This window comes from Streptomyces katrae, from assembly GCF_002028425.1.
GTDB lineage: Bacteria > Actinomycetota > Actinomycetes > Streptomycetales > Streptomycetaceae > Streptomyces > Streptomyces katrae_A.
In genome coordinates this window covers 3,649,324-3,665,182 of the sequence record NZ_CP020042.1, presented here as the reverse complement: position 1 = coordinate 3,665,182, position 15,859 = coordinate 3,649,324, and the positions used below count along the sequence as shown (strand labels likewise).

At 72.7% G+C, this 15,859-nt stretch carries 14 protein-coding genes and 1 tRNA gene; 8 read left to right on the top strand and 7 right to left on the bottom strand.

All coding sequences use genetic code 11. The features are described 5' to 3' along the window. Nucleotides 1-2 precede the first annotated feature (2 nt). The 4 genes from B4U46_RS16485 to B4U46_RS16470 all read left to right on the top strand — a co-directional run bounded on the left by B4U46_RS16485 (nucleotide 3) and on the right by B4U46_RS16470 (nucleotide 4,468). Nucleotides 3-1,283 carry an aspartate kinase gene (locus B4U46_RS16485; RefSeq protein ID WP_079428240.1) on the top strand — a complete coding sequence of 427 codons (1,281 nt, stop codon included), beginning with the start codon at nucleotides 3-5 and terminating at the stop codon, nucleotides 1,281-1,283. Further along, entirely contained in the window at nucleotides 1,280-2,356 is a 1,077-nt protein-coding gene (locus B4U46_RS16480; RefSeq protein WP_079428238.1) for an aspartate-semialdehyde dehydrogenase, read from the top strand. The genes B4U46_RS16485 and B4U46_RS16480 overlap by 4 nt, the downstream gene beginning before the upstream one ends. 169 nt (nucleotides 2,357-2,525) lie before the next feature. Continuing rightward, the gene (locus B4U46_RS16475) at nucleotides 2,526-3,320 is read left to right on the top strand and encodes a SigE family RNA polymerase sigma factor (RefSeq protein ID WP_237292915.1); all 795 of its coding nucleotides are present in this window, start codon (nucleotides 2,526-2,528) and stop codon (nucleotides 3,318-3,320) included. Beyond that, nucleotides 3,317-4,468, top strand: a complete 1,152-nt coding sequence (locus tag B4U46_RS16470) for a hypothetical protein (RefSeq protein ID WP_079428236.1) — start codon at nucleotides 3,317-3,319, stop codon at nucleotides 4,466-4,468. Before B4U46_RS16475 ends, B4U46_RS16470 begins: the two co-directional genes overlap by 4 nt. Here B4U46_RS16470 and B4U46_RS16465 read toward each other — a convergent pair. Continuing rightward, nucleotides 4,446-5,348: an SURF1 family protein gene (locus tag B4U46_RS16465; protein ID WP_079428234.1), complete on the bottom strand. Its 903-nt coding sequence runs from the start codon at nucleotides 5,346-5,348 to the stop codon at nucleotides 4,446-4,448. The genes B4U46_RS16470 and B4U46_RS16465 overlap by 23 nt on opposite strands. A gap of 43 nt (nucleotides 5,349-5,391) precedes the next feature. Further along, the gene (locus B4U46_RS16460) at nucleotides 5,392-7,263 is read right to left on the bottom strand and encodes a prolyl oligopeptidase family serine peptidase (RefSeq protein ID WP_420543176.1); all 1,872 of its coding nucleotides are present in this window, start codon (nucleotides 7,261-7,263) and stop codon (nucleotides 5,392-5,394) included. A gap of 91 nt (nucleotides 7,264-7,354) precedes the next feature. Between B4U46_RS16460 and B4U46_RS37400 the strand changes: the two genes are divergently transcribed. The 3 genes from B4U46_RS37400 to B4U46_RS16450 all read left to right on the top strand — a co-directional run bounded on the left by B4U46_RS37400 (nucleotide 7,355) and on the right by B4U46_RS16450 (nucleotide 9,507). Further along, nucleotides 7,355-7,522 carry a hypothetical protein gene (locus B4U46_RS37400; RefSeq protein ID WP_159036766.1) on the top strand — a complete coding sequence of 56 codons (168 nt, stop codon included), beginning with the start codon at nucleotides 7,355-7,357 and terminating at the stop codon, nucleotides 7,520-7,522. A 79-nt stretch (nucleotides 7,523-7,601) separates the two neighbouring features. Beyond that, the gene (gene codA / locus B4U46_RS16455; RefSeq protein ID WP_237292912.1) at nucleotides 7,602-8,903 is read left to right on the top strand and encodes a cytosine deaminase; all 1,302 of its coding nucleotides are present in this window, start codon (nucleotides 7,602-7,604) and stop codon (nucleotides 8,901-8,903) included. Between the two features lie 10 nt (nucleotides 8,904-8,913). Then, complete coding sequence (locus B4U46_RS16450) at nucleotides 8,914-9,507, top strand: HD domain-containing protein (RefSeq protein ID WP_079428232.1); 594 nt, start codon at nucleotides 8,914-8,916, stop codon at nucleotides 9,505-9,507. Nucleotides 9,508-9,551: 44 nt separating this feature from the next. Here the strand turns inward: B4U46_RS16450 and B4U46_RS16445 are convergent, their stop codons facing one another. The 4 genes from B4U46_RS16445 to B4U46_RS16430 form a co-directional block, all read right to left on the bottom strand. Further along, nucleotides 9,552-10,880 carry a chloride channel protein gene (locus B4U46_RS16445; RefSeq protein WP_079428230.1) on the bottom strand — a complete coding sequence of 443 codons (1,329 nt, stop codon included), beginning with the start codon at nucleotides 10,878-10,880 and terminating at the stop codon, nucleotides 9,552-9,554. Next, entirely contained in the window at nucleotides 10,877-11,374 is a 498-nt protein-coding gene (locus tag B4U46_RS16440; protein ID WP_237292910.1) for a potassium channel family protein, read from the bottom strand. The genes B4U46_RS16445 and B4U46_RS16440 overlap by 4 nt, the downstream gene beginning before the upstream one ends. 419 nt (nucleotides 11,375-11,793) lie before the next feature. Next, nucleotides 11,794-11,867 (bottom strand) — tRNA-Pro (locus B4U46_RS16435). A 108-nt stretch (nucleotides 11,868-11,975) separates the two neighbouring features. Then, nucleotides 11,976-12,914: a metallophosphoesterase gene (locus B4U46_RS16430; RefSeq protein ID WP_079428226.1), complete on the bottom strand. Its 939-nt coding sequence runs from the start codon at nucleotides 12,912-12,914 to the stop codon at nucleotides 11,976-11,978. Nucleotides 12,915-12,982: 68 nt separating this feature from the next. Between B4U46_RS16430 and B4U46_RS16425 the strand changes: the two genes are divergently transcribed. Beyond that, complete coding sequence (locus B4U46_RS16425) at nucleotides 12,983-13,444, top strand: GatB/YqeY domain-containing protein (RefSeq protein WP_079428224.1); 462 nt, start codon at nucleotides 12,983-12,985, stop codon at nucleotides 13,442-13,444. Nucleotides 13,445-13,509: 65 nt separating this feature from the next. Here the strand turns inward: B4U46_RS16425 and B4U46_RS16420 are convergent, their stop codons facing one another. Continuing rightward, on the bottom strand, nucleotides 13,510-15,840 hold the full coding sequence (locus tag B4U46_RS16420) for a transglycosylase domain-containing protein (RefSeq protein WP_079428222.1): 2,331 nt from the start codon (nucleotides 15,838-15,840) through the stop codon (nucleotides 13,510-13,512). Nucleotides 15,841-15,859: the final 19 nt, after the last annotated feature.

Sequence of the window (15,859 nt, the reverse complement as noted above, 5' to 3'; positions counted from 1 at the left end):
ACGTGGGCCTTGTCGTGCAGAAGTACGGAGGCTCCTCCGTAGCCGATGCCGAGGGCATCAAGCGCGTCGCCAAGCGGATCGTGGATGCCAAGAAGAACGGCCACCAGGTGGTCGTCGTGGTTTCCGCGATGGGCGACACGACGGACGAGCTGATCGATCTCGCCGAGCAGGTATCGCCGATGCCTGCCGGGCGCGAATTCGACATGCTGCTGACCGCCGGGGAGCGGATCTCCATGGCCCTGCTGGCCATGGCGATCAAAAACCTGGGCCACGAGGCCCAGTCGTTCACCGGCAGCCAGGCAGGCGTGATCACCGACTCGGTCCACAACAAAGCGCGCATCATCGATGTGACGCCGGGCCGTATCCGCACCGCGCTGGACGAGGGCAACATCGCCATCGTGGCCGGCTTCCAGGGCGTGTCCGCGGACTCCAAGGACATCACCACCCTGGGCCGCGGCGGCTCGGACACCACCGCCGTGGCGCTGGCCGCGGCGCTGGACGCCGAGGTCTGTGAGATCTACACCGACGTCGACGGCGTCTTCACCGCGGACCCCCGCGTCGTGAAGAGGGCCCGGAAGATCGACTGGATCTCCTCCGAGGACATGCTGGAGCTCGCGGCCTCCGGCTCCAAGGTGCTGCTGCACCGCTGCGTCGAGTACGCGCGCCGCTACAACATTCCGATCCACGTCCGTTCGTCCTTCTCCGGACTGCCGGGTACCTGGGTCAGCAACGAGAAGCCCGAGTCGCAAGGGGACGAGCAGGTGGAGCACGCCATCATCTCCGGAGTCGCCCACGACGTCTCCGAAGCCAAGATCACCGTCGTCGGCGTCCCGGACAAGCCGGGCGAGGCCGCGGCCATCTTCCGCGCCATCGCGGACGCCGAGATCAACATCGACATGATCGTCCAGAACGTATCGGCGGCCTCCACGGGCCTGACCGACATCTCCTTCACCCTCCCCAAGGCCGAGGGCCACAAGGCCATCGACGCCCTGGAGAAGGCCAAGGGGCAGATCGGCTTCGACTCCCTGCGCTACGACGACCAGATCGGCAAGATCTCCCTGGTCGGCGCGGGCATGAAGACCAACCCCGGCGTCACCGCCTCCTTCTTCCAGGCGCTGTCCGACGCGGGCGTCAACATCGAGCTGATCTCCACCTCCGAGATCCGCATCTCGGTGGTGACCCGCCAGGACGACGTCAACGCGGCCGTCATCGCCGTCCACACGGCCTTCGGCCTCGACTCCGACAGCGACGAGGCGGTCGTCTACGGAGGCACCGGACGATGAGTCCGCACCGGTCGGCCCCGGCCCCGGCGCTCGCCGTGGTCGGGGCGACCGGGGCGGTCGGATCGATCCTGCTCCAGATCCTGTCCCAGCGGGCGGACGTCTGGGGCGCCATACGCCTGATCGCCTCCCCACGCTCGGCCGGCCGCCTGCTGGCCGTCCGCGGCGAGGAGACCGAGGTGCTCGCCCTCACCGAGGACGCCTTCGAGGGCCTTGGCGAGGGCGACGTCGTGCTCTTCCTGACCCCGGCCGAGGTGTCGGCGCGCTGGGCTCCCGTCGCCACCGCGCGCGGGGCCGTGGTGGTGGACCAGTCCGCCGCCTTCCGGGAGGACCCCGAGGTGCCCCTGGTGGTGCCCGAGGTCAACGCCCCCGCCGTACGCAGCCGCCCGCGCGGGATCGTCGCGGGCCCGGACTGCGTGACCGCCGCGATGATCGCCGCCCTGGGCGCGCTGCACGCCGAGTACGGGCTGGCCGAGCTGGCCGTCTCCTCGTACCAGGCCGCCAGCCGTTCGGGCCGGGCCGGCGCGGAGGCGCTGCGCCGCCAGCTGTCGCTGGTCGCCGGGAGCCCGCTGGGGGAGCAGCCCGGGGACGTGCGGCGCGCGGTCGGCGAGGACACCGGGCCGTTCGCGGCCCCGCTCGCGCTGAACGTGGTGCCCTGGTCCGGCGAGCTGCGCGCGGACGGCTGGTCCTCGCACGAGCTGGCCGTACGGGCGGAGACCCGGCGGATCCTGGGCCTGGAGGCCCTTCCGGTCTCCGTGACCTGTGTACAGGTTCCCGTGGTGACCGGGCATTCCCTGACCGTGCGGGCCCGCTTCGAGCGGGAGGTGGCCGCGGCGCACGCCCGGGAGATCCTGGAAGCGGCCCCCGGGGTGGTCCTCGTGGACGATCCGGCGGCGGGGGAGTGGCCGACGCCGGCCGACGCGGCCGGGACGGATCCGGCCTGGGTGGGCCGGCTCAGGGGCTCGCTGGACGACGCCCGGTCCCTGGAGTTCTTCGTGTGCGCGGACAATCTACGCAAAGGCGCCGCGCTGAATGCCGCTCAGATCTCGGAACTGATCGCGGGTGAATTCGCGTAATCCGCTTTGTAGGATCGGTTGTGATCCCTTGGTCAAGGTGATGGCCCGACTGCCGCCTGGATGAATGGGGCAATCGGGAAGAGCGGGTACGCATGAAGGCAATGGGGAAATTGCTGAATACTCTGCCTCGCGCGTACAACCCTGGCGGGGGCACGCGTGTCCAACGGGCGTGGCAGAGGCACTCTTGGACTTCGCCGTCGTACCGGCACGCCCGGGGATCGTTCCCCCGCGCCGGCGCACCGGCGCATACGGCGGCATTCCTGTGATCGTGCCCGTCCCGCCGGCGGGCGTTCCCGCCGCGCCGCCCGTCGGGGCGGCGCCGGGCGTCCGTGTGCCCGCGCCCCGTGACCACGCGGAGCCGGCCGCGGGCCCCGCGGCTGCCGACATGGCCGCCGTCGCCGGAACCGCCGTCGCCGGAACCGCCATCGCCGCCGGGGGAGCCGCCGCCGATGCGCCGCCCGTCGTGGCCGGGACCACCGTTGACCACCTCACCGAGACCTACCAGGCCCACTACCGTTCGCTCCTCGGCCTGGCCGCGCTCCTCCTCGACGACACCGCCTCCTGCGAGGACGTCGTCCAGGAGGCCTTCATCCGCGTCCACTCCGCCCGCAACCGGGTGCGCGACCGCGACAAGACCCTGGCCTACCTCCGCCAGACCGTCGTGAACCTCTCGCGCTCGGCACTGCGCCGCCGCATCCTCGGCCTCAAGCTGCTGTCGAAGCCGATGCCGGACATGGCCAGCGCGGAAGAAGGGGCGTACGACCAGCTCGAGCGCGACGACCTGATCAAGGCCATGCGCGGACTCCAGCGCCGCCAGCGCGAGGTGCTGGTGCTGCGCTACTTCGCGGACATGACGGAGGCCCAGGTCGCCGAGACGCTCGGCATATCGCTCGGCTCGGTCAAGGCGTACGGATCGCGGGGCATTGCCGCGCTGAGGGTGGCGATGGAGGCTGCGCAGTCATGAGGGACGACCACAAGAACCCGCCGGGCCCCGCCACCCCGACCGCCGGTGACGAGCAGGTGCTGCGCAGCCTGTTCGCCGGGGCCGTGCAGGGCCTGGAACCCTCCGAAGGGGCACTGGAGCGGCTGCGCCACGCCGTGCCCGCACGCCGGGCCCGCAAACGGCAGACCCTCGTCGGGGCGGCCGTGGCCGTGCTCCTGGCCGGCACCGGGATCCCCGCCGCACTGCACCTGGGCGAGGAGGACGAGGGCTCCGCCGCCGGGCACTCGGCGATGGCGGGCCACGGCGAGGCACCGGGCGGCCTCCCGGGCGACCCGCACCACGACGGGCCCGAGGGCGGGACGCGGCCGCAGCCGACGAGGCCCGCCGACCGGGGGCAGACGCCGGGCGGCACGGGCGGACGGCCCTCCCCGCGGCCCGGCGGTTCCCCCTCCGGCGGCGTATCGGCGGGCCCCTCCGGCGACGGCCTCCCCACGGCCCCCCTCGGCAACGGCCCGCAGCCCCCGGCCGGAGCGGCCGCCGCGGCCCCCGAATGCACCGCCGACCAGCTCGGAGTGGCGGGCAGCGCCCGCGCCCCCGAGTCCGACGGCAAGGTCTACGGCAGCTTCAAGGTCACCAACGTCTCCCCCCGGGGCTGCACGGTCACCGGCCCCGACACCGTGACGGCCGCCTCCCTGACGCAAGGCCCGCCGCCCGCACAGCCCCGCGGGGTGACGGTCACGGGCCACACGGCGGGGGACCCGGCGAGCGGACTGCCCGACCCCGCCGAGGAGGCGCCGGCTCTGGTGCTCCAGCCGAAGCAGGCGTACGAGGTCCTCTTCGCCTGGGTGCCCTCCGCCCATTCCTGCCCGGCCGGCACCCCCGGCCCCACGACCACGCCCGAGCGGCAGAACGGTACGGCGCAGCGCCCGGCGGGCCAGTCCGACGGCGGTCCGGCCGACACCGCGGCCGGCGGGGCCGCGGGCGTCCCGGCCGGGGCCGGCGACTCGGCCGGCGGAGTGCAGCGGCCGGCCGACCCGGACACGGCCGGAGTGGCGGTCTCGCACGCCCCGGCCACCGCCACGGGCGCCCCGGTCACCCAGACCACCATCCCGCAGGCCTGCGGCGGCACGGTCTACCGGACGGGGCTCATTCCCCAGCCGACGTCGTAGCGGAGGCCGTTCCGGCGGACGCCGCCTTCACCGGGGCCGCGTCGCTGTCCGCGTCGTGCGTGTAGGTGTCCGTGTCCGCTTTGGCGGAGGCGGTGCCGGGCGCGCCGGGCGTGCCCGCCGGGCTTGCGGCGGGCAGCAGCCCCGCCTCGGCGTCGCGCAGGGTCTCCAGCTCGCGCCGGTAGAGCCGCCACCACATGAACAGCACGAAGGCGACGAAGACGAACCACTCGCCGGTGTAACCGAGGTTCTGGAAGGCCTTCAGGTCGAGCCCGGTGTTGCTGGGCGCCTGCGCCGGGACGGGGACCATCCCGTCCGCCGGGGTCTGCACCGTCAGCCAGGCGTCGTACAGCGGGTCCTGCACCAGGTTGACCAGCGTGGCCGACCCGATCACCCCGAGCTGGCCCGGCGGCAGCCCGCCCTGGGCGTGCACGCCCTTGGTGCCGGCGTTCTCCGAGGCCTGCAGGGCCCCCGTCACCTCGACCCGCCCGGCCGGCGGGGCCGGAGCCTTTGCCGCGTCCGCCGTACCCGGCATCCAGCCCCGGACCACCGGGACGGTCTTGCCGGAGTCGGTCCGCAGCAGGGTCAGGACGTAGAAACCGCGCTTGCCGTCGAGGTCCCGGTCGGGGACGAGCAGCTGCTGCCCGTACTCGCCGGACGCGGAGGCCGGCCGCCCGGAGGTCTTCGTGTCCACCGGCAGGAGCGAGTCCAGCGGCGCGGCCGCCTCCTCGGCGGGCCGCTCGGCGCTCGCCTCCCGGTGGCTGCCCACGCGGTCCTCGAACCGGCCGAGCTGCCAGGTCCCCATGAACAGGCAGAACGGGATGGCGAGCGCGACGAAGACGTTGATCCCCCACCAGCGCGGGGTCAGGAGAAACCGGTGCACCCCACCAACGGTACGGGGGGTGCACCCGAAGCCCGGTGCCGGGTCAGCGCGGCGGGCCCTGAGGCAGGTGCTTGAGGGCGAATTCCAGCTCCATCCGGACCTGCTTGATCCGCTCCTCCACCACCAGCGAGCCGTGCCCCGCGTCGTAGCGGTACACCTCGTGGACCGCTCCGCGCGCCACGAGCCGGTCGACGTAGTTGTCGATCTGCCGGATCGGGCAGCGGGGGTCGTTCACGCCCGCCGCGATGTGCACGGGCGCCTTCACCGCGTCCACGTACGTCAGCGGCGAGGAGGCCTCGAAGCGGTCCGGCACCTCCTCCGGAGTGCCGCCGAAGAGGGTGCGGTCCAGGGACTTCAGCGCCTCCATCTCGTCGTGGTACGCCGTCACGTAGTCCGCCACCGGTACGGCGGCCAGCCCGACCGCCCAGTCGTCGGGCCGCGTCCCGATGCCCAGCAGGGTCAGGTAGCCGCCCCAGGAGCCGCCGGACAGCACCAGCCGCGCCGGGTCCGCCAGACCCGAGGAGACGGCCCACTCGCGGACCGCCGAGATGTCCTCCAGCTCGATCAGGCCGACGCGGTGCTTGAGGGCGTCCGTCCACTCCCGGCCGTAGCCGGTCGAGCCCCGGTAGTTGACCCGGACCACCGCGAAGCCGTGGTCCAGCCAGGCCGCCGGGGCGGCCGCGAACGAGTCGGAGTCGTGCCAGGTCGGACCGCCGTGGATCTCGAAGACCGTCGGGAAGGGGCCCTCGCCGTGCCCCTGCGGCCGCTGCGCCAGCGCGTGGATCCGCCCGCCGGGGCCCTCCACCCACACGTCCTCCACCGGCACCGAGCCGGGCGGCCGGAAACCGGGCGGGTCCAGCACCACTGCGCCCGCGGTGGACCGTACGGAGGCCGGTTCGGCCGCGGAGGACCACTGGTACTCGACCGTGCCGTCCGGGCGCGCCGTGGCCCCCGACAGCGACCCCGGGGGAGTGTCCACCCGTACGAGCTCCCGCGCGGCCAGGTCGTAGCGCCACAGCTCGTCGCGCGCCTCGAAGCTGTGCTCGATGAGCAGCGCCCTCCCGTCCGGGTACCACTCGGCGCTCACATCGCCCGGGAGCTCGATCGCAAGGTCCTCCTGGGCGCCGGTGGCCACGTCCCACACCATCGGTTCCCAGCGCCCGCGGCGCTGGTGGCCGACCAGCAGCCGGGTGTCCCCCTCGACCGGGGCGAAGCCCAGCACCTCCAGGCCCAGTTCCTCGGTGCCGCCGCGCGAGTCGTCCAGCTCCGCGACGGTGGCCCCGTCCAGGGTGACCACGCGCAGCGCCGAGTGCATCGCGTCGCCGTGCTCGGTGTGCTCGATCGCGACGAGGGTCCCGTCGCGGGAGAGGTCGCCGACGCCGGCCGACTCGCGGTGCCGGTAGATCACGGCCGGGGCGCTGCCGTCGGGGCGGACGACGTGGATCGTGGTGCCCTCCTCGTCGGTGGACCGCCCGACGACCGCCGTCCCGTCGCGGCCGATGGCCAGCCCGGCGGGGTAGGAGGGCTCCAGGCCGGGGGTGGCGGGCTCGTCGGGGCCGCCCGCGAAGGGCTGGCGGACCCAGGTGCCGAACTCGTCGCCGTCGGTGTCGGAGAACCACCAGATCCACTCCCCGTCGGGGGAGAGGGTGCCGTCGGTGGTGCCGTTGGGGCGGTCGGTGGCCTGGCGCTGCGTGCCGGTGGCGCGGTCCCAGGCGTAGAGCTCGTAGGTCCCGGTGGCGTTCGAGACGAAGAGCGAGCGGTCCGGGGCGTCCTCGGCCCATTCGGGGAGCCCCACGCGCGGGGCCCGGAACCGCTTCTCCCAGTCGGGCATGTCGGAAGCGGGGGTCTCGCCACGGGTCCCGCCGGGGGTCACACCGGCGGTCAGATCGCTGTCGCTGCTGGTCATGCCCTCCATTCTGGCCCGACGGGCCGCCGGGATGCCGTCTGCTCCGAACGGGCGCATGGTGGAGGGCGTACGACGAACGCTTCCCAAGAGGGTGTTGATCATGGCCAAGAAGGCGCATACCGGTCACCACAGCCATCAGGACTCCGAGCGGGCGATGGCGAAGAACACGGCGGCCGAGGCGCGTGCCAAGGCCGCGGGCAGGGATGCCCAGTCCCTCTCGGCGAAGACGCGGGGCATGCACCAGAAGGCCCAGGCCAAGCGCGGCTGAGCCGCGACACCAGACGCAGTATCCGGTCACGGTCCGTGTTTCACGTGAAACACCGACCGTGCCGCCCTAGCCTGACGCCATGCGGATGATCGTCCGGGGCGCCCGGCTGCTGCACGACGAGGGCCTTCACGACGTGGAGGTAGCCGAGGACGGACGCATCGCGCGCGTCCTCCCGTACGACGACCAGAAGGAGCCGCCGGCGACGGGCGTGCTCATCGAGGCCCATGGCGGGCTGCTCAGCGCCCCCTTCGTCGAGCCGCACATCCACCTGGACACCGCCCTGACCGCCGGACAGCCGCGCCCGAACGCCTCCGGCACCCTCTGGGAGGGCATCGCCTGCTGGAGCGAGCGCAAGCGGACCCTGACCCGTGAGGACGTGATCACGCGGGCCACCGAGGTGCTGCGCTGGCAGGCGGCCCAGGGCGTCCTGCACGTCCGCACGCACTGCGACGTCACCGACCCCTCACTGACCGCCCTCGACGCCCTGCTGGAGGTCCGCGACCGGGTACGGGAAGTGATGACCCTTCAGATCACGGCCTTCCCCCAGGAAGGGATCGTCTCCTTCCCCGACGGTGAGGCGCTGCTGCGCGAGGCCGTGGCGCGCGGCGCGGACGTGGTCGGCGCGATCCCGCACTTCGAGGACACCCGCGAGGACGGGATCGCCTCCCTGCGGACCGCGTTCGCGCTGGCCGAGGAGCACGGGCTGCGGCTGGACGCCCACTGCGACGAGATCGACGACGAACAGTCCCGCTTCGTGGAGGTGCTGGCCACCCTCGCGCTGCGCACGGGACTGCGGGAGCGGGCCACCGCCTCCCACACGACGGCCATGGGCTCCTACAACGGCGCCTACGCGTACAAACTCCAGCGCCTCCTGTCCCGTTCGGGCATCAACCTGGTCTCCAACCCCTTCGCCAACCTCAACCTCCAAGGCCGCTTCGACGCCTATCCCAAGCGGCGCGGCCTCTCCCAGGTGAAGGAAATGCTGGCGGCCGGGGTCAACGTGGCCTTCGGCCACGACGACGTGATGGACCCCTGGAACGCGCTCGGCACCGGCAACCCGCTCCAGACCGCCCTCGTCGGCCTGTACGCCGCCCAGCTCACCGGGGCCGACGAGATCCCGCTCGCCTTCTCGATGGTGACGGAGCGCGCGGCACGCGTCCTGGGCCTGGGCCCGGACGAGTACGGGGTGGCCGAGGGCGCCCCCGCCTCCTTCGTCCTCCTCCCGGCCCCCACCCCCGAGGAGGCCGTCCGCCGCCAGGTCCGCCCCCGGTACGTGGTCTCGCGCGGCACCGTCCTCGCCGAGAACCCGCCCGCCCCGGCCCGGCTGTGGTGGCCCGGGCAACAGGGCCCGTCGGAAGTGGACTTCACCCCGCCCCTCTAAGGTGCGGTGCATGACGTGGACCCTTCACCAGCCTGACTCGGACGCGGCCCGCCGCGCCTTCGAGATCGCCTCGGAGTACGCGGACGCCGCACTCCTCAACCACTCCGTCCGCTCCTACGCCTTCGGCGCCGAGTACGCCCGGCAGCACGGCCTCGCCCATGACGCCGAGCTGTTCTACGTCAGCGCCCTGCTCCACGACCTGGGCCTGACCGCGCCGTTCGACAGCCACACCCTGCCCTTCGAGGAGGCCGGCGGCCACGTGGCGCGCGTCTTCACGGCCGGCCTGGGCTGGGAGGCGGCCCGCCGGGCGCGGGCGGAGGAGGTGATCGTGCTGCACATGCGCGACGACGTCACCGCCGCCGAGGACGTCGAGAGCCACCTCCTCCAGGTGGGCACCAGCGCGGACGTCTCGGGCCTGCGCGTCCCCGACTTCGACCCCGCCTTCCGCGCCGCCCTCCTGTCCGCCCACCCCCGTCTCGGCTTCGGCCCCTCCTTCCTGTCCCTGGTCGAGGACCAGGCGGCCCGCAAGCCCGCCTGCGCGGCGGCCGCGTACGTGGCGGGCGGCGCGGCGAAGCGCATCGCGGCGAACCCGCTGGACGCGTGATCCGACTGCGAGACCCATATGCCCCCGCAGTCCTCCGGCCGGGCTCAGGCCCGCTGACCGGCGGGGTGCGCCGGTTCGCGGCGCTTGCGTCCCACCGGCAGGAGCTCGGCGGTGATCAGGGCGGCGACCGTCGCCAGGATGACCACCGGCGTCATCGACGGGCTGCCGGTCAGCAGCAGCGCCATCACCGCACTGCTGACCGGCAGCCCCAGCACGCTGACACCGGCCGCGGCCAGCCCCGCCGCGACGGCCGGCACCACGCCCAGGCCCGGCAGCGGCGCCGCGAGCACCCCGGCCGCGGCCCCCAGGAACAGGGCCGGGAAGATCGGGCCGCCGCGCAGGCTGCCGAGGCACAGCGCGTACGCGGCCGTCTTGCACAGCAGCACCGCCACCAGCACGCCCACCCCCCAGGCGTGCGGGTTCCCGACCAGCGAGGCCATCGTGGCCTGCCCGGACGAGGCGACCTCCGCCGGGGACCGGTCGGTGACCAGGGCGTACACCGCCGCGCATACCCCGGCGCCGAGCGCGCACAGCGCCGTGCGGGCGACGGTCTGCCGGGTCACGAAGGCGGCGACGCCCTGCCCCGCACCCACCGTCAGCCGCAGCACCACCGCCACGGCCACCGCCAGCAGCAGCCCCCAGCCCACGTCCGCCACGTCCAGCCGGGGCGCCGCCTCGGGGATCTTGACGGTCAGCCCGCCGGTCTTCAGCCCGGTCCACCGCCCGAAGCCGGTGAACACCAGCGCCCCCAGCCCGCTGGACAGCAGCGCGGGCAGCATGACGGCGACCAGCTGGGGCCCGCCCACCCCCACCACCTCGATCAGCAGCACCGCCGCGATCAGCGGGCTCCCGAAGATCGCCGAAATGGCCGCGGAGGCCCCCGCCACCCCCATGAGCACACTGGCCTGCGGGGTTCCCGGCCCGCGCGCGAGGTCCCGCAGCAGCAGCGCGAGCCCGCCGCCCAGGGCGATCAGCGGGGCCTCGGGACCCAGTACCGCACCCAGCGGCAGGCTCGCGGTCGCGGCGAGCACCACCCCGGGCAACGCCGTGGTCGAGGCCCCGCCCACGGCCAGCCCGGCCGCCGGAACGTGCCCGCCCGCACCGGGCAGCCGGGCGGCCACCCAGCCCACCACGACCCCCGCGACCAGCAGCAACGGCAGCGGCCACCACCACGGCGCCGTGTCCCAGCCCAGCCCGTGCGGCAGGCTCTCCCACACCAGGTGCTGCAACTCGTGCAGCCCGGCCAGGAACCAGAAGCACACCAGGGACACCGGGATGCCGACCAGGGCGCACAGCGCCAGCGTCTTCCGGTACGGAGGCGTCTTGAGCAGCCCCCGCAGCAGTTCCGCCTCCCCCGCCTGCGTCGCGGTCACGGCCCGCTCCTTTCGGGCTGCCGGGACAGCCCGGTCTGGACCGCGCCGAGGAGCACCTTGGCGACCAGTCCCACCACGATCAGGTCGGCCACCATCTGCACGGTGGTCAGCGCCCGCGCCGTCCCGTCGGCCGGCGCGATGTCCCCGAACCCCACGGTCGCGAACACCGTCACCGCGAAGTACAGGGCGTCGGTCCTGCTCAGAGGCTCCGAGAACGACAGGGGCCGGTCACGCGACAGCAGGAAGTACGTCGACGCGAACAGGACCAGGAACAACGGCACGGCGGTGGCCATCGCCTCCAGGGCCCGCAGCCGCGGACGCGCCGAACGGGCGATGGCGCCGACCTGCCACAGCACCAGACACCCGAAGAGCAACAGCCCCCCGGCCAGCGCCAGGACCGCCACGGCCCCGAAGCCGTAGTCGAGCGGAGCCAGGTAGTACAGCCAGGTGATCAGCACCACCGTCCCGGCGGGCAGCAGCAGGTGCCCCAGCACACCCCCGAGCCGAAAGCCACCACACCCCATACCCACACCTCCTCACACCCGCCACCCCCCTCCGGGCATTCCAACACCCCCCACCCCCACCCGCACCCCACACACCGCCACCAGCGCACAGGCAGAGAACACAGCCAAGCCCGCCAGCACTTGGCGCCACCCCCGAACGGCGTACCCCACCCACCACCCCGCTTGCTCACTCTTCGCGGTGCTTGCGGGCGCTGTGCTTGTGCAGGCCGATGATCCCGACGGTCGACCGTCGCGAAGCAGACCATCACCATGAACGCGGCCAGTGCGGCCAGTGCGGCCATCGGGCTCCAGGAGACGATCGGCCCGAAGGCGATGCCCAGCAGCCACCGGAGACGCAGGAAGGGCCTGATCCACTGAGTGGATCAGGCCCTTGACCTGGTCTTACGAAGTCGGGGTGGCGGGATTTGAACCCACGACCTCTTCGTCCCGAACGAAGCGCGCTGCCAAGCTGCGCTACACCCCGATCGCCGCCCCGGCGTTTCTGCCTGGCGACATCGATTACTTTAGCGGACCCGGCGCCGGAGACGAAATCCGGTTTTCGCGGGGTGCCCGCGGGGGCCCCGCCCGGGTTCTAGGGCTTCGGGGCGAGGGTCAGGAGGGTGGCCTCCGGGGGGCAGGCGAAGCGGACCGGGGTGAAGCGGTTGGTGCCGCAGCCCGCCGAGACGTGGAGGTAGGCGCGCTCGCCCCCGGCCTCGTACGTCGACAGCCCCTTGACCCGCTTCGTGTCGAGGTCGCAGTTGGTGACCAGGGCCCCGTAGAAGGGGATGCACAGCTGGCCGCCGTGCGTGTGCCCGGCCAGGATCAGCGGGTAGTGGTCGGCGGTGAAGGACTCCAGCACCCGCAGGTACGGGGCGTGCACCACGGCGATCGAGAAGTCCGCGTCCGCTTCCGGGCCGCCCGCGACCCGCTCGTAGCGGTCGCGCTTGATGTGCGGGTCGTCCAGGCCGGTGAACGCCAGCTCCATGCCGCCCAGCTTCAGCCGGCCCCGGGTGTTGGTCAGGTTCAGCCAGCCCGCCGCGTCGAAGGCGTCCCGCATCCCCTCCCAGGGGTTGTGGACGGCGCCGACGACCGGCTTGTTGCCGTTCAGGCCGTGCCGGCCCTGGGCCTTCTCGATCAGGTAGCGGCCCGGGTTGCGCAGCCGCGGCCCGTAGTAGTCGTTGGAGCCGAAGACGTACACGCCCGGGAACTCCATCAGCGGACCGAGCGCGTCGAGGAGCTCCGGCACGCCCTCGGTGTCGGAGAGGTTGTCACCGGTGTTGACGACGAAATCGGGGCGCAGCCCGGCGAGGGACTGGAGCCAGGCGCGCTTCTTGCGCTGCCCGCCGACCATGTGGATGTCCGACACCTGCAGGACGCGCAGCGGGCGGGCCCCGGCGGGGAGCACCGGAACGGTGACCCGGCGCAGCCGGAAGGAGCGGGCCTCGAACCCGGCGGCGTAGGCCACTCCCGCGGCCCCCACCGCCGCGACCGAGGCGGTGACCTTCAGGGGTACTCCGTAACGCGCACGCATGGCCCCATGGTCGCAGACGCGGAAAACGGATGGGCGCCACAGCCCCCGCACCTGGCAGACTCAAGGGCATGACCACGCTCAAGGCCAAGCTCCAGGAAGACCTCACCACCGCCATCAAGGCGCGCGACGAACTCGGTTCGTCCACGCTGCGCCTGACCCTCGCCGCCATCACCAAGGAGGAGGTCGCGGGCAAGGAGGCACGCGTGCTCTCCGACGACGAGGTCCTCAAGGTGATCGCGAAGGAGGCGAAGAAGCGCCGCGAGGCCGCGGAGGCCTTCGCCCAGGGCGGCCGCGACGAGCAGGCCGCGCGCGAGACGGCGGAGGGCGAGTTCCTCGACGCCTACCTGCCCAAGCAGCTCGGCGACGACGAGCTCGACGCGATCGTGGCCGCGGCGGTCGAGGAGGCCAGGGCGGCCGGTGCCGAGGGGCCGCGGGCCATGGGCGCTGTCATGAAGATCGTGAACCCGAAGGTGGCGGGTCTGGCGGAGGGCGGCCGCGTCGCCGCCGCCGTCAAGAAGCGGCTTTCGTAAGTCGCGCGGGGAAGACGGGGGAGGGCCCCGGCCGGATGATCCGGCCGGGGCCCTCCCCCGTGCTGCTACTGGGTTTCGTTGCCCCCGATCAGGCCCGGGTCCGCGGGGAGCCCGGGGATCGGGTTGACCGGCGGGTCGGCCGGGGTGCCGGCACCGCCGGCCGTGCCGGGCCGGCTGTCGCCGGGCTTGCCGTCGCCGCCCGGCTTGCCGGGCTTCCCGGGCTTGCGCGGGTTCGTCGGCTGGTTCGGGGTGTTGCCCCGTCCGCCGCCGTTGCCGCCGGCCCCGCCGCCGTTGCCGCCGCCGCCCCCGACCACCGGGTCCGGGACGTGGACGTTCGCGAAGGGCGGTGCCTCCCGGCCGGCCAGCGCGCCCGAGACCGCGTCCTTCCAGATCGGGCCGGGCAGGCCGCCGCCGAAGACCTTCGGGTAGTACTGACCGCCGATGGTGATGTCCTCCATCGTGATCTTCTTCGCGCCGCCGGAGCCGACCCACACCGCGCCGGACATGTTCGGGGTGTAGCCCACGAACCAGGCGTTGTAGCGGTTGTCGGTGGTACCGGTCTTGCCCGCGTTGTCGCGGTCGGTCAGGCCGGCCTTCTCACCGGTGCCGGAGTCGACCACTCCGCGCAGCAGGTTGTTGATCGTGTCGGCGGTGTCCTGGGACATGGCCCGATCGCACTTGCTCTTGGGCACCGCGAGCGCCTTGCCGTGGGCGTCGGTGATCGACTCCAGGGCGATCGGGGTGCAGTAGACGCCCCGGTTGGCGAATGCGGCGTACGCGTTGGCCATCGTCAGCGGGGACATCTCGGCCGAGCCGAGCGCGATGGACGGCTCCTCGGGCAGCTTCACCCCGCTGGCCGGGACCACGCCGAGCTTCTGCGTCATCTCCGTCACCGGGCAGAGCCCGATGTCGGAGATCATCTGCACGAAGTAGGTGTTGATGGACTTCTCCATCGCCGTCTTCAGCGCGTACGGGCCCTGCTCGTCCGCCGTCTCGTTCTGGGCGGTCTGCAGCTTGCCGCCGTCCAGCGGCAGGTTCTGCCACGGCGGGGTGCCCTCGCACCGGGAGACCGGGCTCGGGTAGTCCATCTTGTTCGGAGCCGAGTAGACCTTCGTCGGCTCCACTCCCTTCTCTATGGCCGCGGCCGCGATGAAGGGCTTGAACGTGGAGCCGACCTGGAAGCCGAAGTTGGAGCCGCCCATCCGCTTGTCGACGGAGTAGTTGATCTGCGTCTCGTTCTTCCCGAAGCCGTACGGCTTGGACTGGCCCATCGCCAGGATCCGGCCCGTGCCCGGCTGGACCATGGTCACGGCCGTGGCGATCGAGTCGTCCTGGTTGACGTGGTCGCGGATCGAGTTGTTCGCGGCGTCCTGCGACTGCGGGTCCAGGGTGGTGCGGACCGTCAGACCGCCCTGGTTCCAGACCTTCGCCCGCTCCTCGCGGGTCTTGCCGAAGACCGGGTCGGACAGGAAGGTGTTGCGCACGTAGTCGCAGAAGAAGCCGGCACCCTTGACGGCGGTGATGCAGCCGTTCTTCGGGCGGGTCACCTTCAGGGTGACCGGCAGCTTCTTCGCCTCGTCGGCCTCGGCCTGCGAGATGTCCTTCACGTCGGCCATCCGCTGGAGGACGACGTTGCGGCGCTTCATCGCCTCCTGCGCGTCGTTCACCGGGTCGAACCGGCTCGGCGACTGCACGACGCCGGCCAGCAGGGCCGACTCGTCCAGGGTCAGGTCCTTGGCCGGCTTGCTGAAGTAGCGCTGGGCCGCGGACTCGATGCCGTAGGCCGCCTGCCCGAAGTAGGTGATGTTGAGGTAGTTCTCGAGGATCTTCTTCTTCCCGAGCTCCTCCTCGACCTGGATCGAGTACTTCAGCTCGCGGATCTTGCGCCCGAGGCTCTTCTGCTGCGCCTCGGCGACCTTGGCCGGGTCGTCGCCGGCCTCCTCGACGAAGACGTTCTTCACGTACTGCTGCGTCAGCGTGGAGGCGCCCTGCGCGGCGCCGCCCTCCTGCGCGTTGCGGTTGACCGCGCGCAGGATGCCCTTGAGGTCGACGGCGCCGTGCTCGTAGAAACGCGAGTCCTCGATCGCGACGATCGCCTTCTGCATGTACGGCGAGATGGCCGTGAGCGGGACCACCTGCCGGTCCCGCGAATAGACGGTGGCGATCAGGCCACCCTCGGCGTCCAGAATGGTGGTCCGCTGGCTCAGCGGAGGCGTCTTGAGATTGGCCGGGATCTCATCGAAACCCTCGACGGTGCCCTTGGCGGCGAGACCCAGCGCACCGGCGCCCGGGATCGCGATGCCGGCGAGAACGACTCCGGAGAGAACCGACAAACCGAGGAACCTGGTGGCCTGCTGCGGCCCCGTGAGCCCTGCGCCCGAGCGCTTCTTTCCCATGGAGGGCAGCCTACGTTCT

Excerpts from the sequence above, each read along its gene's own strand:
- B4U46_RS16480 (WP_079428238.1), top strand. The coding sequence starts at position 1,280 with ATGAGTCCGCACCGGTCGGCCCCGGCCCCGGCGCTCGCCGTGGTCGGG.
- B4U46_RS16470 (WP_079428236.1), top strand. The coding sequence starts at position 3,317 with ATGAGGGACGACCACAAGAACCCGCCGGGCCCCGCCACCCCGACCGCC.
- B4U46_RS16460 (WP_420543176.1), bottom strand. The coding sequence starts at position 7,263 with ATGGAGGGCATGACCAGCAGCGACAGCGATCTGACCGCCGGTGTGACC.
- B4U46_RS37400 (WP_159036766.1), top strand. The coding sequence starts at position 7,355 with ATGGCCAAGAAGGCGCATACCGGTCACCACAGCCATCAGGACTCCGAG.
- codA (WP_237292912.1), top strand. The coding sequence starts at position 7,602 with ATGCGGATGATCGTCCGGGGCGCCCGGCTGCTGCACGACGAGGGCCTT.
- B4U46_RS16450 (WP_079428232.1), top strand. The coding sequence starts at position 8,914 with ATGACGTGGACCCTTCACCAGCCTGACTCGGACGCGGCCCGCCGCGCC.
- B4U46_RS16430 (WP_079428226.1), bottom strand. The coding sequence starts at position 12,914 with ATGCGTGCGCGTTACGGAGTACCCCTGAAGGTCACCGCCTCGGTCGCG.
- B4U46_RS16425 (WP_079428224.1), top strand. The coding sequence starts at position 12,983 with ATGACCACGCTCAAGGCCAAGCTCCAGGAAGACCTCACCACCGCCATC.
- B4U46_RS16420 (WP_079428222.1), bottom strand. The coding sequence starts at position 15,840 with ATGGGAAAGAAGCGCTCGGGCGCAGGGCTCACGGGGCCGCAGCAGGCC.